Below are 22,991 nucleotides of genomic sequence, written 5' to 3' on the forward strand. Positions count from 1 at the left end.
TATCGTTTAGATACCTAAATAGGTATCTATTTCGAGAGACGAGGCTGTCTTGACTCAGGACACTGCGAAGCGGACCGCGTTCCGCAGCGACCGCACGGGGCGAGCGGGCCGCGCTTCCGGCTCGGCGCGGGGGAGGATCCGCGTCACCCTGAGCGACCCGACCAGCATCATCGGAATCCTCGGACTCATCCTGTTCGGGTACCTCATCGTGATACCGATCGTGGCGCTCCTCGCCGAGGGCGTCGTGGTCGGAGCGCCGGATACCCGCGTCACCCAGCAGCCCGAGGGCAGCGTGACCTCCTACTACTTCTGGCGGGTCTTCGTCTCACCGCAGGCTGCAGCGATCTTCTGGGAGCCGCTGGCGAACACTCTGATCATCGCGGTTGCGAGCATCGTGCTGGCATTGCTCCTCGGAGTCACGATCGCTTGGCTTCTCGTGCGTACCGATATGTGGGGGCGAAAGTGGTTCGCCACAGCCCTCATCGTCCCCTACATGTTGCCGTCCTGGACGTTCGCTCTTGCCTGGCTGACACTGTTCAAGAATCGCGCGGCAGGTGGACAGGTCGGCTGGTTCGAGGCGGTCGGTGTCATGACACCGGATTGGTTGGCCTACGGACACGTGCCGATCATCCTCATCTTCACCATTCACTTCACGCCGTTCGTCATCCTCCTCGTCGGGAATGCGCTCAAGCGCTTCGACTCCACGCTCGAGGAGTCGTCTCAGATCCTCGGTGCGTCCAGGTTGCGCACCGCCATGTCGATCGTCTTGCCGATTCTGCGCCCCGCGCTGATCTCGGCCGTCACGCTGATTCTCGCGAAGGTCATCGGCGAATTCGGTGTGGCCTACGTGCTCGGCCTGCCGATCAATATGAACGTGCTCGCGACGAGTCTGTATCGCAACATCTACAGCAACCAGCACGGCGCGGCTGCGGTCATCGCCATGGTCATCGTGCTTATCGGTGCGATCTCGCTCTGGGTGGATGTGCGCTTCGTGCGAGAGGCCAAGCGCTTCGTGACGATATCGGGCAAGAGTGGGAGTGCCGGAGCAGTGCTCCCGCTGCGACGGATGCGCGGCCCGGCAACGTTCGCGTGTGCGGCACTTTTCGCTGCGAGTGTGGCCATCCCGATACTCGTGCTCACCCTGTCGACTCTGATGCGGCGGCCAGGGGACTTCTCCCCGTCGAATTTCACCACGGACTGGTGGATCGGACGCGGACTGGACACGCTCGGCTTTCCGGACGGCATCCTGCTCAACGCGGATGTGTGGAGCGCGATGTGGAACAGCCTGTGGATCGTCGGGACATCCTCGATCTTGGCAGGCATTGTCGGGCTGCTGATGGGCTACGTCGTGGTCCGTTCAGGATCTCGGGTGGTCTCCACCGGGCTGCGGCAGATGCTGTTCCTCCCATACCTCGTTCCCGGGATCGCCTTCGCGACCGCGTACATGGCGCTGTTCGGAGAACAGAGAGGGCCGATCCCCGCTCTGTACGGCACCGCAACGCTCCTGGTTATCGTCTACTTCACTGAGCAGATGCCGTTCGCGTCGAGATCGGGGATCTCCGCGATGATGCAGCTCGGTGGCGAGACCGAGGAGGCCGCGCGCGTCGCCGGCGCGGGCTGGCTCCATCGATTCAGGACGATCGTGTTCCCGTTGCAGAAGAGCTCCGTCGCCGTGGCCGTAGTGATGGCTTTCATCTCGGGGATCAAGAGCCTGAGCCTGGTGGTCATCCTCACAGTGCCCGGGCTGGATGTCCTGACCACGCTGTCCATCCGTCTCATCGACATGGGCTACAGCAACGCGGGCAACGGAGTCGTGCTGATCGTTGCTGCACTGGCGTTCGCGGGGACGTACACCGTCCAGAAGCTCATGAAGACCGACCTCTCCCGTGGATTAGGAGCCTGAAGCAGATGCCCACAATAACCCTCGACAGCGTCGCCAAGAGCTACGGCGGTGCTGCCAACGCGGTCGACCGGCTCGATCTAGTGATCGAAGACGGAGACTTCATGTGCCTGCTCGGGCCCTCCGGATGCGGCAAAACCACGACGATCCGCATGATCGCGGGGCTGGAGACGGTCACCTCGGGTGCTCTGTCGATCGGTGACCGCGTCGTCGACGAGCCCGAATCGAGGACGTTCGTCGCGCCAGAAGCCCGTGATCTCGGGATGGTATTCCAGAATTATGCGCTGTGGCCGCACCTGACGGTCGCTGACAACATTGACTACGGTCTGAAGCTCAAGAGGATACCCAAGCCCGTCAGAGAACAGCGAATCGCCGAGGTGCTCGCCTCGCTCGGGATTGACAAGTACCGTGATCGCTATCCCGCCCAGCTGTCTGGCGGGCAGCAGCAGCGGGTGGCCCTGGCTCGGATGCTCGCCGTGCAGCCGGAGGTCATGCTCCTGGATGAGCCGCTGTCGAACCTGGACTCACGCCTCCGACTGGAGATGCGGGCAGAGCTCAAGCGGATCCATGAGGAGACCAAGTCGACTATCGTCTTCGTCACCCATGATCAGTGGGAGGCCATGACGCTGGCCACCAGAGTTGCCGTGATGCTCGACGGGGAGCTGCAACAGGTGGGCACACCGATGGACATCTACGATCGCCCCTCCAACCGGTTCGTGGCGAACTTCCTCGGGGTCCCGCCGATCAACTTCTTCGAGTTTCAACCTCTCGCAGACGATGCGCGGCAGGCGTATGAGTTTCTCATCCGTCGAGTCGACCCGAGCGGGCTCTGCTCGCTCGGGATTCGCCCGGAAGCGCTCCGAGTCGAGAAGCGGGGTGCGAGCACGAGGCCGGATGAGCTGCGGATGAATGGTGTGGTCGAGTCGGTCATGCCCACTGGAGGCAGCTGGATCACCGAAGTCCAGATCGGGGATCGGCGTGTGTACACCACGTCGTCCGTGCTCGGCGACTCGCGTCCTGGGGACGAGGTGGAGGTCAGCACTCCGGCAGGCCACCTTCACGTCTTCGACCATGAGGGGTTGCGGATGGAGGTCGCCGCGTGAGAATTCCCACGTCCACAGAGCTCGGGGACATCGCGGAGCGCGCTGCACGCGAGGCCGGTGCGGTCGCGATGCAGGGTTTCCGGCTGCCAGGCGTCGAAGTCATGACCAAGGACGGGTTCCATGACTTCGTCACGGAGTATGACGTGCGAAGCGAACTGCGCGTGCGCGCAGTGATCGAGCAGCTCCTTCCCGGGTCGCGAATCATCGGTGAGGAGGAAGGGGCGAGCGGGACAGGCGCCGTGACCTGGTACGTCGATCCGATCGACGGAACCTCCAACTTCGCCCGTGGCATCGCTTTGTGGGGGGTGGTCGTCGCCGCCGTGCGCGACGACGAAGTCATCGCGGGCGTCGTGTACGACCCCGTCGCTGACCATCTCTTCCGGGCTGACGCGACCGGTGCGTACCTCAACGGCGCGCCGTTGCACGCTCGCGGAATGGTTGCACCCGAACGCGCGACCGTTCTCGCCACTTTCCCCCCGTCAAGCACCCTGAGGGACCAGCGCGCCGAGAAGCTCGAGGCGCTCGCGCAACTCGTGGACCAGTACGCGCACGTGCGTGATCTCGGAAGCACCGCGATCGCGCTGTGTCACGTGGCAGCGGGGTGGGCGGATGCTGCGTTCGGCTTCAATATCCATCCGTGGGACGTCGCTGCCCCGGCATTCATTCTGCGACAGGCAGGAGGCGTGTACCGGTCGTACGCCGACGGCGAGATCCTGCCCGAGCATCGCGACTACCTCAACGGGGTGTATCTCGGCCTGGTCGCGGACGCCGACTTCCCGCTCCTCGATTCGATCCTGCGCTCGCAGACCCGACGTGCTGCGAATTCCGAATGACAGTCACCCACCACAGTTAAGGAAAGACCATGAATGAGAGAGTCCCATCACTCCGGCCCGCACGGCGCATCGCGGCGCTTGCAGGTATCGCTGTGACGATGTTCGCCCTGGCCTCCTGTGCCCCACCCGATCCCGGCACTTCTGCGCCGGTCGTCAAACCCGAGGAATCGGCTCACGAGTTCGCAGCCGACGAGAGCGCCGCGGGGTTCGATCTGGATGCCTTGATCGCAGCCGCCAAGAAGGAGGGCCCGATCACGATCTACGACCAGACAGGCAAGGTTGTGAAGATCGCGGAGACGTTTGCGGCGAAGTACGGAATCGACGCCACCGGCGTCAAGCTCGAGACGAACGTGATCGAGAAGATGCGCACCGAAGGGAGGTCGGGCAACGTCATCGGTGATGTGCTCGCGTCACAGGAGGTCGGCGGCGTCTACTCGCTCATCGAGGACGGCATCCTCACCAGCTGGGTGCCCGGTGACATGTTCGACAAGATCCCCGAGTCTGCGCGGTATCCGTTCCTCAACCTGTACGAGACGTACGCCTGGACGTACAACTCCGCGGTTTTCCCTGAGGGATGCCCGGTGGACAACGTATGGCAGCTGACCGAGCCGGAGTGGAAGGGCCGCGTTTCGCTGATGGATCCGGAGAAATTCGCCACCACTCCGATCGGCTGGAACCAGTCGGCCAGAGATCACGCGCAGAAGTTCGCCGCGGCATATGAAGACCGCTATGGGGAGGCGCTGAAGACCGACGAATCCGACGCCGTACATGAGTGGATCAAGCGGTTAGCGCAGAACTCCCCCGTCGTGGGGAAGGACGCCGAAGCACCATCGGATGCTGTGGGCGGAACCGGGCAGCCCGACTCCGCGATCTCGCTGCTGCCGGGCGCCAAATACCGCAACAACGCCGACAAGGACTACGCGCAGGCGGCGTGTGTGGGACTTCAGCCGTACGCAGGATGGACGGTGCCCCAGTCGATGACCTACGCGAGCAAGACCAAGAGTCCGAATGCGGCAAAGCTGTACATCCACTTCGCCACATCGCAGGAGGGCATGGACTTCGTGATGGGGGATGCGAAGTCCTCGTACAACCCGGATGTGGTCCCTGCGGAGGATCCGTACGAACTGCTGGCACTCGGACGCAGCGGGGAGCTTCAGCCGTACAGCGTCGAGTACCTGGATGACGATTTCCAGAAGGTGTCGGACTGGCTCGACTTCTGGCGAAGCAGTCGTCGATAGCACCGACAGGCTTTCGCGAACGGCCGGGGGTGCTCGCCGAGTTGAGTGCCCCGGCCGTTCTAGAATGACCAACGTGGATTCTCCATCGCTCCGTCCGCCTCGCCGAGTGCAGTTTGCGGAGGTCTTCACAACGGTGTCTGCACTGAGTCGGGTGCCTAGATATGTGCAGGTCCTGAGCCAGTTGGAGAACGCCATACGGCGAGGCCGCCTCGTGCCCGGTGACATTCTCCCGATCGAGCAGCAGTTCTGCGAGGGCTTCGGCGTGGCGCGATCCACTCTGCGGCGGGCCATGGATGACCTGGAGAAACGTGGCATCATCTCTCGGCGTCAGGGCAGCGGAACGCGGGTAGAGCAGTCTCCCGTGATCGGATATCACCCGGAGACGTCACGCACCGTCTACGAGGCGATCACCATGAGCCAGCGACTGCCGCGATCGGTCGTGAAGGAGTTCGATCTCGTCGACGTGGACGACGCAATCGCGGCATCGACCGGGTTCTCGGTCGGCGCGAAGGTGATGCGGATCGTGCGCGAGCGTTACGCGAACGATGCCCCGATCGCTGGGCTTGAGAACTATGTGCTGCTGGATGCCGTGACGTTCCGGCGCGAAGACCTCGAGGACACGAGCCTCGACGCGATTCTGCACAACAGCGGATGGAGTCTGGAGCAGGTCGAGTATGACGTCCGGGCCCGCCCGCTGGAGCCCGCTTTGGCGGGTTTCATGCAACTTCCCGCCGGCACCCCCGTGCTGCAGGAGCGCCGACGCGCCTATCACGACGGAATCCTGTTCTCTTCCGGCTGCAACACGTACCACCCGGAGAACCACCAGCTTCGGGGCCTCGTCGACAATTCGAACAGCTCCGCGCACGGAGCCGGGCAGGAGACGCCGGCGGGCTGATCCGCGCTGGGCGAACGCCCCTCTCAGACGGCTTGCACTCTCATGGGTCGAGTGCCAGACTGTAGTTAGCACTCGATCACTCTGAGTGCTAATACCCCATCGCCTACGTCCGGGAGGGACGAAAGACTCATGGCAAAGATCATCGCTTTCGATGAGGAGGCCCGTCGCGGCCTCGAGCGCGGCCTGAACATCCTGGCCGACGCAGTCAAGGTGACCCTCGGCCCGCGCGGCCGCAACGTCGTCCTCGAGAAGAAGTGGGGCGCTCCCACGATCACGAACGACGGTGTGTCGATCGCCAAGGAGATCGAGCTCGAGGACCCGTACGAGAAGATCGGTGCGGAGCTCGTCAAGGAGGTCGCCAAGAAGACTGACGACGTCGCCGGTGACGGAACCACCACCGCCACCGTCCTCGCTCAGGCGCTGGTCCGCGAGGGCCTGCGCAACGTCGCGGCCGGCGCCGACCCGATCTCGCTCAAGCGCGGTATCGAGAAGGCCACCGCCGCCATCACCGCCGACCTGCTCTCCAGCGCCAAGGAGATCGAGTCGAAGGAGGAGATCGCCGCCACCGCGTCCATCTCCGCCGCAGACCCCGCCATCGGCGAGCTCATCGCCGAGGCGATCGACAAGGTCGGCAAGGAGGGCGTCGTCACCGTCGAGGAGTCGCAGACGTTCGGCACCGAGCTCGAGCTCACCGAGGGCATGCGCTTCGACAAGGGCTACCTGAACCCGTACTTCGTCACGGACCCGGAGCGCCAGGAGGCTGTCTTCGAGGACCCGTACATCCTCATCGCCAACCAGAAGATCGGCAACATCAAGGACCTGCTCCCGGTCGTCGACAAGGTGATCCAGGACGGCAAGGAACTGGTCATCATCGCCGAGGACGTCGAGGGCGAGGCTCTCGCGACGCTGGTGCTGAACAAGATCCGCGGCATCTTCAAGTCGGCTGCCGTCAAGGCTCCCGGCTTCGGCGACCGTCGCAAGGCGCAGCTGCAGGACATCGCGATCCTCACCGGCGGCCAGGTCATCACCGAAGAGGTCGGTCTCAAGCTCGAGAACACCACGCTCGACCTGCTGGGTCGTGCACGCAAGGTCATCATCACCAAGGATGAGACCACCATCGTCGAGGGCGCCGGAGAGGCATCCGCGATCGAGGGTCGCGTCACCCAGATCCGTCGTGAGATCGAGAACACCGACAGCGACTACGACCGCGAGAAGCTCCAGGAGCGCCTCGCCAAGCTCGCCGGCGGCGTGGCCGTCATCAAGGCGGGTGCGGCCACCGAGGTGGAGCTCAAGGAGCGCAAGCACCGCATCGAGGACGCCGTCCGCAACGCGAAGGCAGCCGTCGAGGAGGGCATCGTCCCCGGTGGTGGCGTCGCGCTCATCCAGTCGGCGAAGGTCCTCGACGGGCTGAACCTCGAGGGTGACGAGGCGACCGGCGCGAACATCGTCCGCGTCGCACTCGAGTCCCCGCTGAAGCAGATCGCCCTCAACGCGGGCCTCGAGCCCGGCGTCGTCGTGCACAAGGTCGCCGAGCTCCCCGCGGGTCAGGGCCTGAACGCGGCCACCGGCGAGTACGGTGACATGTTCGCACAGGGCATCATCGACCCGGCCAAGGTCACCCGCTCCGCGCTGCAGAACGCCGCGTCGATCGCCGCGCTGTTCCTCACCACCGAGGCCGTTGTGGCTGACAAGCCCGAGAAGGCCCCGGCCATGCCGGCCGACCCGTCGGGCGGCATGGACTTCTGATCCAAGGATCCGAAGGACTTCCGATCTGACGATCGGAACGCCGCAGAACGCCCCCTGCTCCGGCAGGGGGCGTTCTGCGTATCCCGGCTCAGCGGAACAGACTGGCCGAGTACTGGTCGGCATCCGCGTACTGGCTCGCGGCCGACCCGAGCGCACCGCTGATCGATGCCAGCACCTGCTCGACGTGCATCTGGGCTCCGCGCCACTGCTCGCTGCACTGCTGGAACGCCGCGGAGGCCGTCCCGGTCCACGAGGACTGCAGCTGGGTCAGCTGCCCCATCAGTGCGGTGGACTCGCTCTGCAGACGCTCCATGGTGGCGCGAGCGGCGCCGTTCGCGGCGAGGACCGCGTCGGTGTCGACGGTGAAGACGGACATGAGATCTCCTCTCGTTGGGCTTCCGACACTAGAAGCCCGACGAGGAGAGGAAGCGGTGCTCGTCGGCATCCGTGCACAACTCGCCACCGGCGGGGAATGTGCAGGAAGACTGCGTCAGATGTCGAGCCGGTCCAGCGGCTGCGTCTCCTCCAGCAGATGCGCGGGCGTGGCCTGCGGGGGCGCCAACGGCAGGGAGACGATGAAGGTCGCCCCGCCTCCCGGGGTCTCGTCGACGTGCACCGAGCCGTTCAGCGACTCCACGATCGAGGCGACGATCGCCAGGCCGAGTCCGGAGCCGCCGGTCTCCCGCGCGCGCGATGTGTCCGCCCGCCAGAAGCGCTCGAAGATGTGCTCGCGGATCTGGGGCGGGATGCCCTCGCCGTGATCGACGATGGCGATCGTTCCGACGCCGCGCTGCCGGTCCGCTCCGACGACGATCTCGATGGCTCCGTCGGCGGGGGAGAACCGCCGGGCGTTGCCGAGCAGGTTGGTGATCACCTGACGCACCTTGTTCTCCTCTCCGAGCACGATCGGGGGCGTGCGGACGGGAGCATCCGTGGCCTCGGTGAAGTCGATCGACACGACTGTCGGAGGGGCGGGCTTCGGGCGTCGGCGCAGCCTGCCGAGCGGACCCGCTGTGCGGTTCGGGGCGGGCGGCGCGGCGGCGGGTGGTGCGGGTGGTGCGGGCGGTGCGGCGGGTGCGGGCGGTCGCAGATGCGCGGGACCCGCTTCCTGTGCGGTGGTGTCGATCACGGTGATGGTGCGGCCGGGGGACGCCACCCGCAGGTCGAGGGCCGCGTCCCGCGCGACCGGGCGAAGATCGATCGCGGTGATCTCCAGCTCGCGCTCGCGCTCCTCGTCCAGGCGGGCCAGTGCCAGGAGGTCCTCGACGAGCACACCCATCCTGATGGCTTCCTTCTCGATCCGCTCCATCGCCCTGGCAGTGTCCTCATCGCCACTGATGGCGCCCATCCGGTAGAGCTCCGCGTAGCCGCGCACGCTCACCAGAGGCGTGCGCAGCTCGTGGCTGGCATCGCCGATGAAGCGCCGCATGTTCTGCACCGTGCGGTCCCGCTGGGCGAGCGACCGGTCCACGCGGTCGAGCATCGTGTTGATGGCCGTGTTGAGCCGTCCCACCTCCGTGGTCGGTTCGAGGTCGGTGAGGCGCTGGCTGATGTCGCCGGCGGCGATCGACATGGCGGTGGACTCCACCAGGCTCAGGCGCCGGAAGGTGAGCGTCACGAGCCCCCGGATCAGCAGGGCGGCCAGAAGGATAGTGACCAGCGCCACCGCCGTGTACACGGCGATGTAGGTTCCGACGATGCGGTCCGCCTCCTCCAGAGGCAGCGCCACCACCTGGACGTAGAGGAGGTTCTGGGCCGTCTGCGCCGGCTGCGGCGACACCGCGGCGTGGAACTCCACGCCGTCCGGTCCGCTCAGCGGGATGACCTGGTCCTCCTTGGCCTTCGCCTGCAGCAGCGTGAAGGCAGCCGGGAACGCGGGTCGGCGCTCGGCCGACTGCCCGCCCGCCTCGGCGAGCAGGGTGCCGTCCGCTCCGTAGAACGCCACGACGAAGTCCGTCGAACGGGGGGCGTCCGCGGCTGGGTCGAACACCAGGCCGCCGTCGCCGTTCGTCGAGACATCGAAGAAGCGCTCGGCCTGGCCGGTCGTGGCCAGTGCGGGCAGCTGGGCGTCGATGTTGTTGATCATGGCCCCACGCAGGATCGGCACGGTGCCGATGCCCGCGATCACGAGTCCGAGTGCGAGCACCGCGACCGTCACCCCGGTGACCTTCGCGCGCAGGCTGATCCGCCGCCACCACAGGGTGACGGAGTCGGATCCGTTCGCCACGATCGGTCTCGCGATCAGGCGGCCTTGCCGACCTTCAGCATGTATCCGAAGCCGCGCTTGGTCTGGATCAGCGACTCCTCGGTGTGCGGGTCGATCTTGCGGCGCAGGTAGGAGATGTAGCTCTCCACGATGCCCGCATCGCCGTTGAAGTCGTACTCCCAGACGTGGTCGAGTATCTGCGCCTTCGACAGCACCCTGTTCGGGTTGAGCATGAGGTACTTCAGCAGCTTGAACTCGGTGGGGCTCAGTTCGATCGGCTCCTTGCCCACGAACACGTCGTGGGTGTCCTGATCCATGGAGAGTTCTCCGGCGCGGATCAGCGACTCCTCGTCGGTCTGCATCGTGCGGCGCAGGATCGCCTGCGCGCGCGCGACGATCTCGTCGAGCGCGAACGGCTTGGTGACGTAGTCGTCGCCGCCGGCGTTGAGGCCCTCGATCTTGTCCTGCGTGTCGTCCTTCGCCGTGAGGAACAGGATGGGCGCGGTGAACCCTGCGCCGCGCAGGCGCTTGGTCACGCTGAACCCGTTCATGTCGGGCAGCATGACGTCGAGGATGATGAGGTCCGGCTCCTCCTCGAGGACGGCCGAGATGGTCGCCGCGCCGTTGGCGACGGTCTTCACCTTGAACCCGGCGAAGCTGAGACCCCGGGAGAGCAGGTCGCGGATGTTCGGCTCGTCGTCGACGACCAGGATGCGCGCATCAGTCATGTCCCCATTATGGTGACCTGAGCCATGCCGTGGCTGATTGTGTGCCGGAGCGCCGGTTTCACGCGGTGAGCGAGGAGTGGACCGCCCGGGTGATCACGGCGTCGATCGGCGCATCCGGGTCGACCGTCAGCCGGTGCAGCAGGAGCCCGTCGGCGGCGGCCATCACGAACGCGGTCTGAGCGGCTGCGGGTGCGCCGCCGAGCTCATGGAGGATGGCGCGCAGCCACGCCTCCATGCCCCGTCGCTGTTCGCGCAGCGGTCGAGCGGTCGTGGCATCCGCTTCCAGGAAGAGCGCGTACCGCGCGCGGGTGCGGGGCGCCAGCGGTCCGGACTGCACCCGGATCATCTGCGCGAGCGCGGCGGTGAGGTCGTCGGCCGAGTGGATCTCCGGGATGCCGGCATCCCTGCGCTCACTCTCGGCGATCCACGCGATCACGCCGCCGATCAGCGCCGCACGCGTGCGGAAGTGATTGGAGGTGGACCCGGCGGGGAGCGAGGCCGCGGCATCCACGCGGGCGTGGGTCAGTGCCCGCACTCCGTCGGTTCCCACCAGGGTCACCGCGGCATCGAGGGCGCGCTCACGGATGCTGCTCACGGACCGAGCATAGGCATACTACGTTCATAGTGACAAATTACTATGAACGTAGTAGCGTGAGCGGCAGGGCGATCGCCGACGACCGCCGGATGAGGAGTTCGGTCATGGACGCATCAGCCGCCGCGCGTCTGCCCGCGCGCGGCGCGTGGGCTCCGGAGCTACCCGAAGCGGCGGGCTTCGAGCACACCATGGTGAACCTGCCGGGGCTGCGCATGCACGTGGCATCCGTCGGCATCGGCGATCCGGTCGTGATGCTGCACGGCTTTCCTCAGCACTGGTGGGAGTGGCGATCGGTGGCGCCCCGTATCGCCGCGGCAGGGTACCGGGTCATCTGCCCGGATCTGCGGGGGAGCGGCTGGACGGAGGCCGCCGAGCCGGGCTTCACGAGGCACGTGATGAGGGAGGATCTCATCGCGCTGCTGGACGAGTTGAGCATCTCGGAGGCGCACGTCGTCAGCCACGATCTCGGTGCGGTCGTCGCCGGCCAGCTGTCGTATCTGCATCCGGAGCGGGTGCGCTCAGCCGTGCAGTTCGCCGTGCCTCCCGGGTTCATGGCCTTCAGCCCGAAGCTGCTGCCGGCATTCGCGCACATGCCGCGACTGCTGATGCACCGGGCCGGGAGCGGACTGGACTGGCTGTTCGGCGATCACTATGCGGCGAAGCCGCTGACGGCGGATGTGCTGGACGCCTACCTGCGTGTGCAGCAGCGACCCGAGGTGGCGACGTCGGTCGGACCGCTGTACAGCGGCATGATCATCCCCGAGGTGATGCGTCTGGCGTCCGGACACTACCGGCGCCGGCATCTGAAGCCGCCGACATCGGCGGTCTTCGGGCGTCTCGACGGACCCTTCGCCGAGAGCACGGTGCGGCGGATCTGCCGCGGATCGGAGCGACTCGCCGACCGCTTCGAACTCGGTTTCGTCGAACGGGCGGCGCACTTCATCGTCGACGACGCCCCCGACGCGGTCGCCGACACCGTCCTGGGCTGGATCCGACAGCACTGACCGACGATCGCGTCACGGCCGAGTAGCATCCGGGTCATGGATGAGTACGAGGGCGGCGACAACGCCTGCTGGCTCGCGCAGGTCTGCCCCGAATGCGGCGCGCTGCTCGATGACCTGGCTGCTCCCTGCTGGCGCTGCGGACTGAAACCCGGCGAGGAGCGACCTGCTACGCGGCCGTGAGCTCGTCCGCGTCGAGGATCGTGTAGCTGTAGCCCTGTTCGGCCAGGAACCGCTGCCTGTTCTGCGCGTAGTCCTGGTCGACCGTGTCGCGGGCGATCAGGGTGTAGAAGCTCGCGGTGTGGTTGGACTGCTTCGGACGCAGCAGACGGCCCAGACGCTGCGCTTCCTCCTGCCGCGAGCCGAACGATCCGGATACCTGGATGGCGACGGACGCCTCCGGCAGGTCGATGGAGAAGTTGGCGACCTTCGACACCACGAGCAGTGAGATCTCGCCCTCGCGGAACTGCTGGTACAGCCGCTCCCGCTCGTCCACCGGTGTCGCGCCCGTGATCTGGGGGGCGTTCAACGCCTCGGACAGGGTCTCGAGCTGGTCGAGGTACTGTCCGATCACGAGGATGCGCTCGCCGGGATGCTTGTCGATGAGCTCGCGGACGGCGTTGATCTTCGCCGGTGCGGACGCCGCGAGCCGGTAGCGCTCGTCGTCGGTGGCGGCCGCGTACTCCAGCCGATCGCTCGGCGGCAGATCCACGCGCACCTCGTAGCATGCGGCCGGGGAGATGAAGCCCTGCGCCTCGATCTGCTTCCACGGGGCGTCGAAGCGCTTGGGGCCGATCAGGCTGAACACATCGCCTTCGCGTCCGTCCTCGCGGACCAGGGTGGCGGTGAGGCCGATGCGGCGCCTGGCCTGCAGATCGGCGGTGAGCTTGAATACCGGCGCCGGCAGCAGGTGCACCTCGTCGTAGACGATGAGGCCCCAGTCGAGGGCGTCCAGCAGGGCGAGGTGAGCGTACTCGCCCTTCCGCTTCGCCGTGAGGATCTGGTAGGTCGCGATCGTCACCGGCTTGATCTCCTTGGCCTGGCCGGAGTACTCGCCGATCTCGTCCGCGGTGAGCGACGTGCGACGGATCAGCTCGTCGCGCCACTGCCGCGCCGAGACCGTGTTGGTGACGAGGATCAGCGTCGTCGTGCCGGTGGCGGCCATGGCGCCTGCCCCGACGATGGTCTTGCCGGCACCGCAGGGGAGCACGACCACGCCCGAGCCCTCTCGGGCGAACGCGTCGACGGCGTCGCGCTGGTACGGGCGCATCGTCCAGCCGTCCTCTGCGAGGTCGATCTCATGCGGCGTCCCCGGCGTGTAACCGGCGAGGTCCTCCGCGGGCCAGCCGATCTTCAGCAGCTCCTGCTTGATCTGACCGCGCGCCCAGGCGTCCACGGCGTAGCTGTCGGGCGTGGGATGGCCGATCAGGAGAGGTTGGATGCGCTTGTTGCCGGCGACCTGGGTCAGCACGGCCGGATCAGCGGAACGCAGCATCAGCACGCCCTCCGGGTCGCGCTCGATCACGAGACGCCCGTAGCGGTCCACCGTCTCGCGCAGGTCCACCGCCACCGACGGCGGCACCGGGAAGCGGGACCAGCGTTCGAGAGTCTCCAGCATGTCGTCGGCGGTGTGCCCGGCTGCGCGGGCGTTCCACAGCCCGAGGCGGGTGATGCGGTACGTGTGGATGTGCTCGGGGGCCCGCTCGAGCTCGGCGAAGATCGCCAGCTCGTGCCGTGCCGCCTCGGCGTCGGCGTGCGCCACCTCCAGCAGGACGGTGCGGTCGCTTTGGACGATCAGAGGGCCATCAGACATAGCTCACCAGTCTACCGGCCGACGGGACGCGCAGGCGTGTCGGTGCGGATCCCGAGGCGCGCGTTCAGCTCTCCAAGACGCGCACCGAGCGGATGCTGCGTACAGGCAACGTGCGCTCCACATCGGCCAGGCGGTCGCGGCCCCGCAACCGCCCGCCACCCATGCCGGAGGCCTCCAGCGTCAGCTCCCGGCTCGAACCGTCGGGCATCGCGACCTCGACGAGCACGACCGCGCGCGCCCGCACGGCGGTCTCGAGCTCGCGGTCCAGCCACGCGGCGTCCGCGTCGGGGCCCTGACGGGACCGCAGCCGCGCGATGAGCGGGGCGTAGGAGGTCTGCGGGGCGTGCGGCTCCGGCGCGAGGCGACGCCGCTGCGCGGAGACGGCCGCGCCGTCGCGGTCGACGAGGGTCGCGGGGTATCTGGCATCCGAAAGCGCCCAGACGACCGCTTCGGCGCTGACACGGGAGACGAGCTTGCCGCCCTGGCGGACCAGTCCCATCGGACGCAGGTTCCGGTCCACCTCGATCGCCTGCAGCAGGTGCTCATCCGCACTCGACACCGATGTCCCGCCGGTGGCATCGGGCCCGACGCGTACGAGCCCGTGCCGCGCCGCCGTCTGCGCGACGAGGTACTCGAGCGGTTGGGGGACTCCGGTGAGGGACACCGCGTGCAGGAACGACAGGAGGCCGGATTCCGTCTCACCGTCGACGAGCGCGCGCGCGATCGATTCCGCAGTGAACCGGTACGAGGATGCCTGGGCGGCGGCTTCGTGCTCGCTCATGGCCCGCAGACGGTTGTCCAGCGCCGGCTGCAGAGGCCCGGGTGCGATCGCGGTCAGGTCGTTCTGCAGGAAGATGCGGTCGACCTCCGTCGGCAGCAGCGCCTCCAGAGCGGAGGTGTCGACGGGATCCCCCCGGCGCAGCGGTGCCGCCCAGCGCGGCTCGGTGCCGTCGTCGGCGCGCAGGCCGAGCAGCGAGGCGAGCGCGATCAGAGCCTGGGCGCGCGCCGGCCAGGCGGTGTTCCAGGGGAGCGCGCTGTGCCAGTCGGCGAGCGGCGCCCATCCCGCCCCCGAGCGGATGCCCTCGGGCAGTGAATCGCGGAACGCCCCGACCACGTGCCTCCAACGGGCGGCGAAGGAATCGGCGAGCCAGCGCTCCGCGGCCGCTGTGACGCGGAGCTCACGATCCACCGCGCGGGCGAGACCCGAGATCTCGGCGATCTCGCGCAGCTGATCCGGGTCGTTGAGAGCGGTGAAACGGCGTCTCTCCGTGGCGCTGAGCGCTCCGGTCGCGACCAGTACGAGCGGCGTCGTGCGGGCGGCCAGAAGCAGGTCGGCCAGCGTGCCGATGGTCGTGAAAGCGCGCTCGGCGCTGCGTGCGGACGCCGCCTCGGAGGACGGCAGGTCGTCCAGGCCGGATGCCGCGGCGATGGCCGGTCGCGTCTCGACCAGGGTGGCCACGGGAGGCAGCACCCGCCCCTGGGCGTCGATGAACCCCCGCGCGCCGAGGGCTGTCAGCGCCTCGGCATCCGCCCTGCCGTGCACAGCCTCACGCAGGCGCTGCGCGTCGGTGCGGGCGAGCGCAGCGAGCCCGCGCTCGATGGAACCCGGCTCCAGCAGCGCCTCGGCCGCATCGAAGAAGTCATCCCAGTCGACGTCCGCGCGCACGGAGCGCGCGCGCAGCAGGGCTTCCAGCTCTGCATCGCTCGCCGCGGCGAGCCGGTCGGCCAGCGGACGCGCGTGGGTGCTCATCGGCTCAGGATCGCTTGCCCGCGCGTCCCTTGCGGACGAAAGTGAGGACCAGGAGCGTGATGATCATGAGGAACGCGAGCGGAAGACCGAACAGCGGCAGTCCCGCGAGGAAGGGCCACACGCCGGTGCCGAACGCCTTCTGATCCATGCCGGTCGCAGTGCCGACGATGATCGCGAAGAAGCTGAGGATCGACAGAGCGGCCAGCGTCAGTGCGGCGTAGGCCAGGAATCGGTCGAGTCGACCGGTGCGCGGCTCGGGGCCGTCATCATGCGTGCTCATCGTCCCCAGCGTATCGCGTGGGTGTGCGGCGGGGCGGGTAGGCTGAAGGTGTCGCGCTGCCGCGCGACATTTTCAACCGTGTCACTCAGCGAGGTCTCCCATGCCCACCGGCAAGGTCAGGTTCTACGACGACGAGAAGGGGTTCGGCTTCATCGCATCCGATGACGGCCAGGACGTCTTCCTGCACGCCTCTGCCCTTCCTGCAGGCGTCTCCGTGCAGAAGAACTCCCGTGTGGAGTTCGGAATCGCCGACGGCCGCCGCGGACCGCAGGCGCTCTCCGTGCGGCTGCTGGACCCGCCGCCGAGCCTTGCGAAGGTGAATCGCAAGTCCGCCGACGACATGGCGGTCATCGTGGAGGATCTGGTCCGCCTGCTCGACGACATGGGCGGTGACCTGCGTCGCGGCCGCTACCCGTCGTCGGGACAGAGCCGCAAGGTCGCCGCCGTGCTGCGGAAGGTCGCTGATGACCTCGACGCCTGACGAACTCGCGTCCGGGGCGCGGGAGCTCGCGCTCGCGGCGCTGCGCGAGATCACGCCTGCGTCGACCATCGGGCCGGTCGCCGGGTACACGGTCGAGGAGAGCGGCGCCGTGTCGCTGCGGTTCGAGAACCGTCTGCCCGGGTACCCCGGCTGGTACTGGACCGTCAGCGTCGCGCAGGTCGAGGGCGCCGAGCCGACCGTGCTCGAGGCCGAGCTGATGCCCGGTGAGAGCGCACTGCTCGCACCGGACTGGGTGCCGTGGGCCGAGCGTCTCGCCGAGTACCGCGCGCATCAGGCCGAGCTCGCGGAGCAGGCCGCTGCAGCCGGAGTCGACGCCGGGGCCACCGAGGCGGATGGCGATGCGGAAGACGGCGACGATGCGGATCTCGACGACGCCGATGATCTCGATGACGCCGATTTCGACGAGGACGGATCGCCGCACCTGCACGGGGGCGACCTCGACGGCGTCGACATCGACGAGCTCGATGAGGACGCCTCAGACGATCTGGACGACGACGACGACGCGGATGCGGACGACGAAGACTCGGCTGACGACGCGGGCGATGACGCCGATGCGGACGACGCCTCGGAAGAAGAGTGATCGCGCCGCGGACGTCCTGATGACGTGAGAAGCCCCTCCTGAACCCTTCGGCTCAGGAGGGGCTTCCGCGTTCAGCCCTGGTGGGCGAGCACGTGATCGATCGAGCGGATCAGCTGGCGCACGTCATCGGGCTCGATCGAGACGAACGTCGCGATGCGCAACTGGTTGCGGCCGAGCTTGCGGTAGGGCTCGGTGTCGACGATGCCGTTGGCGCGCAGCGTCTTCGCGATGGCCGCGGCGTCGATGCTGTCGTCGAAGTCGATCGTGACGACGACGGGGGAGCGGTGCGCCGTCTCCGTGACGAAGGGTGTCGCGACCGAGGACGCCTCGGCCCAGTCGTACAGCAGACCGGAGGACTCCGCCGTGCGGGCGGCCGCCCAATCCAGACCTCCTCTGTCCAGCACCCACGTCAACTGGCTGTCCAGCAGGTGCAGGGTGGTGAGCGCAGGAGTGTTCAGGGTCTGGCTGAGCCGCGAATTGTCGACCGCGTTCTTCAGGCTGAGGAACTCCGGGATGTACCGACTCGAGGTGGCGATGCGCTCGATGCGCTCGATCGCGGCCGGCGACATCACGGCGAACCACAGGCCGCCGTCCGAGCCCAGATTCTTCTGGGGGGCGAAGTAGTAGACGTCCGCCTGGGTCACGTCGACGTCGATTCCGCCCGCCGCGCTGGTGGCGTCGATGACGGTGAGCGCGCCGTCCGCGGCGACGCGGCGAACGGGAGCCGCCACACCCGTGGACGTCTCATTGTGCGGCCAGGCGTACACATCGACGCCATCGACCACCTCGGCCGCGGTGAGCGATCCCGGTTCCGCGGTACGGACGTCAGGGGCCTCCAGCCACGGTGCCGCGGCGGCCTTGCCGAACTTGCCGCCGAACTCGCCGAACACCAGGTTCTGACTGCGTCGCTCGATCAGACCGAAGGCGGCAGCATCCCAGAAGGCGGTCGACCCGCCGTTGCCGAGAACGATCTCGTAGCCGTCGGGCAGGCGGAACAGCGTCGCAAGCCGATCGCGCACGCCGGCCACGAGGTTCTTCACCGGCGCCTGGCGATGCGACGTGCCGAGGAGGCTCCAGCCCACCGTCGCCAGCGCTTCGATCTGCGCAGGACGCACTTTGGACGGACCACAGCCGAAGCGTCCGTCGACGGGCAGGAGTTCGCGGGGGATCTCGATCGCCATGGCTCGATTCTAGGCGGACGCAGTCCGCGTCCTCGCCGGATGACGCACCGTGACCGGGTGAAAGGTAGGCTTGCCTAACAACCTCCGGAGGACCCATGACCGATCTGATCGACACGACAGAGATGTACCTTCGCACCATCCTCGAACTCGAGGAGGAGAACATCGTTCCTCTGCGTGCGCGCATCTCCGAGCGCCTCGGACACTCCGGCCCGACCGTCTCGCAGACCGTCGGACGCATGGAGCGCGACGGGCTGGTGGTCGTGTCGGAGGACCGTCGCCTGGAACTGACCGGTCCGGGGCGCAGCAAGGCCGTGAACGTCATGCGCAAGCACCGGCTCGCCGAGCGCCTGCTCTCCGACGTCATCGGGCTGGACTGGGCGTATGTGCACGAAGAGGCGTGCCGCTGGGAGCACGTGATGAGCGAGCAGGTGGAGCGTCGGCTGGTGGAGCTGCTCGGTCACCCCACGGAGTCGCCGTACGGCAACCCGATCCCTGGCCTCGACCAGCTCGGCGACATCGCCACGAGGTCCTTCGACGACGGCGTGATCGGACTGGTGAAGAAGCTCGACGCGGCCGGGGAGCCCATTCAGGGCACCGTGCGGCGCCTGGCGGAGCCGGCTCAGGTCGACCCGGAGCTGCTGGAGCAGCTGCGCGACGCCGGAGTCGTTCCCGGTGCTCGCGGGGACTACCGCTACAACGAGGGGTATGTGCTCATCCGCATGGAGGGCAGCGAAGAGGGGCTGGAGCTGCCTGTCGAGCTGGCATCACACATCTTCCTCGTCGTTGACAACTCCTGATCAGATAGGGTTTTTCGACCCACCCGACGAATTGCCAGGTTCGGAGGGTGACAGAATCGTTATCTTCCGGTAACCTCGGTGAAGTCCCCGGCGAAGAAGCCCGCCGGAGACGATCACGGGGGTCGCCTCCCTGGCTCGTCGCCTCCGTGAGCAGTTCGCACAACGTGCCGTGTGACATACGTGCCCGAGAATCGACTATTGCTGACGAGCCTGCGCTTGCCCGAAATGAGCGCGGAGGCGCAGGAGGACTCCCTTTTGGCCGAAGAAATCGCCACGACCGACGCATCTGAAAGCCCCCAGCGGGCACGACGCAGCAACACCCGAAACCCGAAGCCTCGATCGAGTGTGAAGCCCATGCGCTCCGTCGCCATCTTCGCGGCTGTCGGCGCACTGGTCGCCGCAGTGGCCCTTCCGGCTTTCGCCGCGACGAAGCAGCCGGCCCAGGCTGCGACCACGCTCCAGCAGATGGCCGTCGATGACGCGCAGTCGCTGGTCGTCGCCTCCGAGGCGACGGCCGCACCGATCGTCCGCGGCACCTACTCCGCGACGACTCCGGAGGAGATCGCGAAGAAGAAGGCCGAAGAGGCTGCGAAGAAGCGCGCCGCGGCCGCCGCGCGCGTGGCCTCCGTGAACAGCGGTGCACGCATCAGCGATGCCGACCTGCGTCTGGTCGCAGCCGGATCCGGCGAAGTGCGCTATCCGCTCCCGCAGGGCTCCTACTACGTCAGCCGGACCCTCGGCAGCGGGCACAACGGCGCCGACATGGTCGCCCCGGCAGGCACGCCGATCTTCGCGGCGGCCGGCGGCGTCGTGCGAGTATCCTCCGAGAGCTACTACGGCTACGGCGTGGGCGTCGTCATCGACTCGATCGTCGGAGGCAAGCGCGTCTCGACGACGTACGGGCACATGACCAACGGCACCCGCGGTGTGCAGGCCGGACAGGTCGTCAGTCCCGGTCAGTACATCGGGAAGGTCGGCAACACCGGTCACTCGTTCGGGGCGCACCTGCACTTCGAGGTGAAGGTCAACGGATCCCTCCTCGAGCCGATCGGCTGGCTGCGCGTCAACGCCGGCTGAGCCGCGCCGCGATCACCCCGTTCCCGCATCCGGGCTCCGCCTACCGCCCTGTTCAGATCGATGGGTTAGCCTGTACCCGTCGTCGTACAGGCGGGGGAGGCCGATGAATCCGGTGCCGAGCATCCGAACCATGGATGCGCTCGGTCGAGTGGTTCGCCGACTGCGACCGCAGGGACGGCTCGGCACCGTCGAGCATGAAGGGCGCTGTCTTCAGACAGTGCCTTTTCGTCGTCCCGCGATCATCTGCTGCCTGTCCGACGCCGTGTGAGTCGAGAGCGCCGGGAAGCCATCCCGGCCGGATCGAGAGGATGACGACGATGCGCACACTGGTACTGAACGCCGGATACGAGCCGCTCACGGTGGTCTCGTTCAAGAGAGCGATGGTGCTCGTGATGAACGACAAGGCCAGCGTGATCGAGCATGTGGAAGGCGACCCGGTGTGGTCGGGCCGCGGCGCCTACGACCGCCCGGTCGTGATCCTGCTCGCCAGATACGTGCGTGTGCCCTCCGCCCGGCATCTGCCCGTCACCAGACGCGGCGTCCTGCGCCGAGACGACCATCGCTGTGGATACTGCGGCAGGACCGCCTCGACGATCGATCACATCCTGCCGCGTTCCCGCGGCGGCGCCGACAGCTGGGAGAACCTGGTCGCGTGCTGCCTCGCGTGCAACAACGCCAAGAGCGATCGCACACCGCGCGAGATGGGGTGGGACCTGCGGATGACTCCACGACCGCCGCGTGGAACGGCATGGACCGTGCGCGGGGCGGAGCGCGGGGACCCGCGCTGGGAGCCCTACCTGGCCCTCGCCGCGTGACGGGGACGTTCTGCCGCGTTCACAGCCCACATCCGTGTCCGGTGTGAGGCGTGCCGGGGCGCCGTTAGACTTGTGGGACGCCTTCGTAGCTCAGTCGGATAGAGCAGCCCTCTCCTAAAGGGCAGGTCGCAGGTTCGAATCCTGTCGAGGGCACGACTCGGATGCGCCGATGGCCGGCGTCCTGACCAGGACGCCGGCCATCGAGGTCGGATGCTAGTGAGCCGCGCGATAGGCGTCCATGACGTCGGCGGAGATGCGCCCTCGCTCCGACACCTTCAGCCCCTGGGACTTCGCCCATTCGCGGATCTCGCCGACCTCGGAATTGCGCGGTGCGCGCGCGCGACGCGGTGCCGCCGCGCGCGTGCCGCCGGCAGACGCCCGGCGTCCCGCCTCGATGTAGGGAGCCAGCGCAGCCCGCAGTTCCTCCGCATGAGAATTCGTCAGGTCGATCTCATATGCCGTGCCATTGAGAGAGAAGTGCACCGTCTCGCCTTCTCCCGCCTCCAGCAGCGTGCCATCGATATCGTCGACCAACTGATGCACAATTCTTCGAGCCATGCGCATAACAATATGTGAGCGTCAAGGCGGAAGCAAGAATTCGGGAAGAGGCCCGAAGTCGAATTCGGGTCGTGAGGAAAACGGTTCTCAGGGAAGAAGGCCCAAACGCCGTGCATGCGTTACGGCGGCGTGGCGCGTGGACGCATCCAATTTCGACATCGCCGAGCCGAGATACGCCTTCACCGTGCCTTCCTTCAGGCCCAGCTGCGCAGCTATCTCGGAATTCTTGCACCCCAGCGCCGCACACGCCAGAACGTCCAGTTCCCGCGGAGACAGGTGCACATTCGATACGGATTCCGCACCCGACTCGGGCCCGACGACCCCCAGCAGGCGTCGTTCGACCGCGGAGATGCGATCCCGGAGCGATTCGTCGGCGAGCGACGATGCGATGCTGCGGAGCTCAGCGAAGCTCTCGCGCAGATCCTCGCGCTGAGGTGCTGCCAGAACCGGTTCCGGAGTCGTCTGGCGCAGTCGTCGCTCGACCTCGTCGCGGATGCGCAGTTCCGTGGCGATGCGCTGTGCGACCGACATCGCGGGGGCCGTGGTGACGCCGCCCACCTGCGACTGCTCCCACGCGCCCGCGTACAGCACGCCCCGCGGTCGACCCTCGACGACGATCGGAAGGGCCAGCAGAGTGCGCAGACCCTCACCCAGCACGAACACGTCGTAATCGTGTGTGATCTGCTCGGATGAGCGGTAGTCGTTGGTCATGCGCGGGCGCAGCTCGATCATGGCACGGCCACCGAGGCCCCGCTCGGGGCGGACCTGCAATCCATCGAGATGATGCGTGCGGTTGCCGATGATGGTGGTCACCGAGACCTCGCCGTGCTGGAAGAGACCGCCGAAGGCCACCGGGAAGCGCGTTCGACGCGCCAGCTCGCGCACTCCATCGGCGACGAGCTGTTCCGTGGAGGCGATCTGTGTGCCCATTCTCAGCTGATACCAACTTTCGGGGGTTACGGCCTCGTAACCCGTTTCGTAGCGTCGACGATACCATCCGCGTGACGCCGTCACGCGGCTTCGACCATGCGGCAAGGAGGCCTCATGACTGATCGGATCGACGACGAATCCGGCGGAGGAATCGACTACATCTCGGTGGAGGAATCGGAGAGGTTCAGAGGGCTGAAGCGGATGCAGCGGTCATTCGTCTTCCCGCTGGCGGTCTTCTTCCTGCTCTGGTATTTCGCCTATGTGCTTCTGGCGGCATTCGCGGTGGAGTTCATGAGTCAGCGGGTGTGGGGCGATATCACCATCGGTCTGCTCTTGGGGCTCGGACAATTCGTGACGACTTTCGCGATCACGATGTGGTACGTCTCCTTCGCGAACAGGAAGCTCGATCCGGTCGCGACGGAGATTCGTGAAGAACTCGAGAAGGCGCAGGTGCGTTCGTGAA

General features: G+C 67.1%; 24 protein-coding genes and 1 tRNA gene. 15 read left to right on the forward strand and 10 right to left on the reverse strand.

Translation table 11 applies throughout. The annotated features are described in order from the left end of the window. The first annotated feature begins 49 nt into the window (after window positions 1–49). From ACFQY2_RS08945 to groL, 6 genes are all read left to right on the forward strand, one after another. A complete protein-coding gene (locus ACFQY2_RS08945) occupies window positions 50–1,903 on the forward strand; it encodes an ABC transporter permease (protein ID WP_378745414.1) in 1,854 nt (617 codons plus the stop codon). A 5-nt stretch (window positions 1,904–1,908) separates the two neighbouring features. Next, window positions 1,909–3,003: an ABC transporter ATP-binding protein gene (locus ACFQY2_RS08950; protein ID WP_378745415.1), complete on the forward strand. Its 1,095-nt coding sequence runs from the start codon at window positions 1,909–1,911 to the stop codon at window positions 3,001–3,003. After that, a complete protein-coding gene (locus ACFQY2_RS08955) occupies window positions 3,000–3,836 on the forward strand; it encodes an inositol monophosphatase family protein (RefSeq protein WP_378745416.1) in 837 nt (278 codons plus the stop codon). The genes ACFQY2_RS08950 and ACFQY2_RS08955 overlap by 4 nt, the downstream gene beginning before the upstream one ends. Before the next feature lie 29 nt (window positions 3,837–3,865). Next, the gene (locus ACFQY2_RS08960) at window positions 3,866–5,074 is read left to right on the forward strand and encodes an ABC transporter substrate-binding protein (protein WP_378745417.1); all 1,209 of its coding nucleotides are present in this window, start codon (window positions 3,866–3,868) and stop codon (window positions 5,072–5,074) included. Window positions 5,075–5,225: 151 nt separating this feature from the next. Then, complete coding sequence (locus ACFQY2_RS08965) at window positions 5,226–5,969, forward strand: GntR family transcriptional regulator (RefSeq protein ID WP_378745418.1); 744 nt, start codon at window positions 5,226–5,228, stop codon at window positions 5,967–5,969. A gap of 129 nt (window positions 5,970–6,098) precedes the next feature. Continuing rightward, window positions 6,099–7,715 carry a chaperonin GroEL gene (gene groL / locus ACFQY2_RS08970; RefSeq protein WP_378745419.1) on the forward strand — a complete coding sequence of 539 codons (1,617 nt, stop codon included), beginning with the start codon at window positions 6,099–6,101 and terminating at the stop codon, window positions 7,713–7,715. A gap of 88 nt (window positions 7,716–7,803) precedes the next feature. On the opposite strand, the gene ACFQY2_RS08975 is transcribed toward groL, so the two are convergent. The 4 genes from ACFQY2_RS08975 to ACFQY2_RS08990 form a co-directional block, all read right to left on the reverse strand. After that, window positions 7,804–8,091 carry a WXG100 family type VII secretion target gene (locus tag ACFQY2_RS08975; protein ID WP_378745421.1) on the reverse strand — a complete coding sequence of 96 codons (288 nt, stop codon included), beginning with the start codon at window positions 8,089–8,091 and terminating at the stop codon, window positions 7,804–7,806. A 114-nt stretch (window positions 8,092–8,205) separates the two neighbouring features. Then, window positions 8,206–9,942 (reverse strand): sensor histidine kinase, encoded by a 1,737-nt coding sequence (locus tag ACFQY2_RS08980; RefSeq protein WP_378745422.1) that lies wholly within the window; start codon window positions 9,940–9,942, stop codon window positions 8,206–8,208. Between the two features lie 14 nt (window positions 9,943–9,956). Further along, window positions 9,957–10,649, reverse strand: a complete 693-nt coding sequence (locus ACFQY2_RS08985; RefSeq protein ID WP_378745423.1) for a response regulator transcription factor — start codon at window positions 10,647–10,649, stop codon at window positions 9,957–9,959. A gap of 58 nt (window positions 10,650–10,707) precedes the next feature. Next, on the reverse strand, window positions 10,708–11,244 hold the full coding sequence (locus ACFQY2_RS08990) for a TetR/AcrR family transcriptional regulator (RefSeq protein ID WP_378745425.1): 537 nt from the start codon (window positions 11,242–11,244) through the stop codon (window positions 10,708–10,710). A gap of 104 nt (window positions 11,245–11,348) precedes the next feature. Between ACFQY2_RS08990 and ACFQY2_RS08995 the strand changes: the two genes are divergently transcribed. Next, window positions 11,349–12,248 (forward strand): alpha/beta fold hydrolase, encoded by a 900-nt coding sequence (locus tag ACFQY2_RS08995; RefSeq protein WP_378745426.1) that lies wholly within the window; start codon window positions 11,349–11,351, stop codon window positions 12,246–12,248. Between the two features lie 36 nt (window positions 12,249–12,284). Continuing rightward, window positions 12,285–12,428: a hypothetical protein gene (locus ACFQY2_RS09000; protein WP_378745427.1), complete on the forward strand. Its 144-nt coding sequence runs from the start codon at window positions 12,285–12,287 to the stop codon at window positions 12,426–12,428. On the opposite strand, the gene ACFQY2_RS09005 is transcribed toward ACFQY2_RS09000, so the two are convergent. The 3 genes from ACFQY2_RS09005 to ACFQY2_RS09015 form a co-directional block, all read right to left on the reverse strand. After that, window positions 12,415–14,058 (reverse strand): DNA repair helicase XPB, encoded by a 1,644-nt coding sequence (locus tag ACFQY2_RS09005; protein WP_378745428.1) that lies wholly within the window; start codon window positions 14,056–14,058, stop codon window positions 12,415–12,417. The two genes, ACFQY2_RS09000 and ACFQY2_RS09005, sit on opposite strands and share 14 nt — an antisense overlap. A 64-nt stretch (window positions 14,059–14,122) precedes the next feature. Then, a complete protein-coding gene (locus ACFQY2_RS09010; RefSeq protein WP_378745429.1) occupies window positions 14,123–15,808 on the reverse strand; it encodes a helicase-associated domain-containing protein in 1,686 nt (561 codons plus the stop codon). Window positions 15,809–15,812: 4 nt separating this feature from the next. After that, on the reverse strand, window positions 15,813–16,088 hold the full coding sequence (locus ACFQY2_RS09015; RefSeq protein WP_378745430.1) for a multidrug ABC transporter ATPase: 276 nt from the start codon (window positions 16,086–16,088) through the stop codon (window positions 15,813–15,815). 100 nt (window positions 16,089–16,188) lie between these two features. Between ACFQY2_RS09015 and ACFQY2_RS09020 the strand changes: the two genes are divergently transcribed. Together ACFQY2_RS09020 and ACFQY2_RS09025 are read left to right on the forward strand one after the other, a co-directional pair. Beyond that, a complete protein-coding gene (locus ACFQY2_RS09020; RefSeq protein WP_378745432.1) occupies window positions 16,189–16,569 on the forward strand; it encodes a cold-shock protein in 381 nt (126 codons plus the stop codon). Beyond that, window positions 16,553–17,170, forward strand: a complete 618-nt coding sequence (locus ACFQY2_RS09025) for a DUF3027 domain-containing protein (RefSeq protein ID WP_378745433.1) — start codon at window positions 16,553–16,555, stop codon at window positions 17,168–17,170. Before ACFQY2_RS09020 ends, ACFQY2_RS09025 begins: the two co-directional genes overlap by 17 nt. Window positions 17,171–17,241: 71 nt before the next feature. On the opposite strand, the gene serC is transcribed toward ACFQY2_RS09025, so the two are convergent. After that, window positions 17,242–18,351, reverse strand: a complete 1,110-nt coding sequence (gene serC, locus ACFQY2_RS09030; RefSeq protein ID WP_378745434.1) for a phosphoserine transaminase — start codon at window positions 18,349–18,351, stop codon at window positions 17,242–17,244. A 95-nt stretch (window positions 18,352–18,446) separates the two neighbouring features. On the opposite strand from serC, the gene ACFQY2_RS09035 reads away from it, so the two are divergent. From ACFQY2_RS09035 to ACFQY2_RS09050, 4 genes are all read left to right on the forward strand, one after another. Continuing rightward, entirely contained in the window at window positions 18,447–19,148 is a 702-nt protein-coding gene (locus tag ACFQY2_RS09035) for a metal-dependent transcriptional regulator (protein WP_378745435.1), read from the forward strand. Window positions 19,149–19,502: 354 nt separating this feature from the next. After that, window positions 19,503–20,225 carry a M23 family metallopeptidase gene (locus ACFQY2_RS09040; RefSeq protein ID WP_378745436.1) on the forward strand — a complete coding sequence of 241 codons (723 nt, stop codon included), beginning with the start codon at window positions 19,503–19,505 and terminating at the stop codon, window positions 20,223–20,225. Between the two features lie 317 nt (window positions 20,226–20,542). Then, entirely contained in the window at window positions 20,543–21,040 is a 498-nt protein-coding gene (locus ACFQY2_RS09045) for an HNH endonuclease (protein ID WP_378745438.1), read from the forward strand. Between the two features lie 79 nt (window positions 21,041–21,119). After that, window positions 21,120–21,193: transfer RNA gene (locus ACFQY2_RS09050), tRNA-Arg, on the forward strand. A gap of 60 nt (window positions 21,194–21,253) precedes the next feature. On the opposite strand, the gene ACFQY2_RS09055 is transcribed toward ACFQY2_RS09050, so the two are convergent. Both ACFQY2_RS09055 and ACFQY2_RS09060 read right to left on the reverse strand, forming a co-directional pair. Further along, a complete protein-coding gene (locus tag ACFQY2_RS09055; RefSeq protein WP_378745439.1) occupies window positions 21,254–21,598 on the reverse strand; it encodes an Lsr2 family protein in 345 nt (114 codons plus the stop codon). Between the two features lie 87 nt (window positions 21,599–21,685). Continuing rightward, window positions 21,686–22,528, reverse strand: coding sequence for a LuxR C-terminal-related transcriptional regulator (locus tag ACFQY2_RS09060; protein WP_378745440.1), 843 nt, complete (start codon window positions 22,526–22,528; stop codon window positions 21,686–21,688). A 114-nt stretch (window positions 22,529–22,642) separates the two neighbouring features. Between ACFQY2_RS09060 and ACFQY2_RS09065 the strand changes: the two genes are divergently transcribed. Beyond that, window positions 22,643–22,990, forward strand: coding sequence for a DUF485 domain-containing protein (locus tag ACFQY2_RS09065; protein WP_378745441.1), 348 nt, complete (start codon window positions 22,643–22,645; stop codon window positions 22,988–22,990). The last annotated feature ends 1 nt before the right edge of the window (window position 22,991 follow it).

The organism is Microbacterium sp. GCM10027623, from assembly GCF_042666935.1.
In the GTDB taxonomy this organism is placed as follows: domain Bacteria; phylum Actinomycetota; class Actinomycetes; order Actinomycetales; family Microbacteriaceae; genus Microbacterium.

Excerpts from the sequence above, each read along its gene's own strand:
- ACFQY2_RS08950 (WP_378745415.1), top strand. The coding sequence starts at position 1,909 with ATGCCCACAATAACCCTCGACAGCGTCGCCAAGAGCTACGGCGGTGCT.
- ACFQY2_RS08960 (WP_378745417.1), top strand. The coding sequence starts at position 3,866 with ATGAATGAGAGAGTCCCATCACTCCGGCCCGCACGGCGCATCGCGGCG.
- groL (WP_378745419.1), top strand. The coding sequence starts at position 6,099 with ATGGCAAAGATCATCGCTTTCGATGAGGAGGCCCGTCGCGGCCTCGAG.
- ACFQY2_RS08975 (WP_378745421.1), bottom strand. The coding sequence starts at position 8,091 with ATGTCCGTCTTCACCGTCGACACCGACGCGGTCCTCGCCGCGAACGGC.
- ACFQY2_RS08985 (WP_378745423.1), bottom strand. The coding sequence starts at position 10,649 with ATGACTGATGCGCGCATCCTGGTCGTCGACGACGAGCCGAACATCCGC.
- ACFQY2_RS08995 (WP_378745426.1), top strand. The coding sequence starts at position 11,349 with ATGGACGCATCAGCCGCCGCGCGTCTGCCCGCGCGCGGCGCGTGGGCT.
- ACFQY2_RS09000 (WP_378745427.1), top strand. The coding sequence starts at position 12,285 with ATGGATGAGTACGAGGGCGGCGACAACGCCTGCTGGCTCGCGCAGGTC.
- ACFQY2_RS09005 (WP_378745428.1), bottom strand. The coding sequence starts at position 14,058 with ATGTCTGATGGCCCTCTGATCGTCCAAAGCGACCGCACCGTCCTGCTG.
- ACFQY2_RS09010 (WP_378745429.1), bottom strand. The coding sequence starts at position 15,808 with ATGAGCACCCACGCGCGTCCGCTGGCCGACCGGCTCGCCGCGGCGAGC.
- ACFQY2_RS09015 (WP_378745430.1), bottom strand. The coding sequence starts at position 16,088 with ATGAGCACGCATGATGACGGCCCCGAGCCGCGCACCGGTCGACTCGAC.
- ACFQY2_RS09020 (WP_378745432.1), top strand. The coding sequence starts at position 16,189 with ATGCCCACCGGCAAGGTCAGGTTCTACGACGACGAGAAGGGGTTCGGC.
- ACFQY2_RS09025 (WP_378745433.1), top strand. The coding sequence starts at position 16,553 with ATGACCTCGACGCCTGACGAACTCGCGTCCGGGGCGCGGGAGCTCGCG.
- serC (WP_378745434.1), bottom strand. The coding sequence starts at position 18,351 with ATGGCGATCGAGATCCCCCGCGAACTCCTGCCCGTCGACGGACGCTTC.
- ACFQY2_RS09035 (WP_378745435.1), top strand. The coding sequence starts at position 18,447 with ATGACCGATCTGATCGACACGACAGAGATGTACCTTCGCACCATCCTC.
- ACFQY2_RS09040 (WP_378745436.1), top strand. The coding sequence starts at position 19,503 with ATGCGCTCCGTCGCCATCTTCGCGGCTGTCGGCGCACTGGTCGCCGCA.
- ACFQY2_RS09045 (WP_378745438.1), top strand. The coding sequence starts at position 20,543 with ATGCGCACACTGGTACTGAACGCCGGATACGAGCCGCTCACGGTGGTC.
- ACFQY2_RS09055 (WP_378745439.1), bottom strand. The coding sequence starts at position 21,598 with ATGGCTCGAAGAATTGTGCATCAGTTGGTCGACGATATCGATGGCACG.
- ACFQY2_RS09060 (WP_378745440.1), bottom strand. The coding sequence starts at position 22,528 with ATGGGCACACAGATCGCCTCCACGGAACAGCTCGTCGCCGATGGAGTG.
- ACFQY2_RS09065 (WP_378745441.1), top strand. The coding sequence starts at position 22,643 with ATGACTGATCGGATCGACGACGAATCCGGCGGAGGAATCGACTACATC.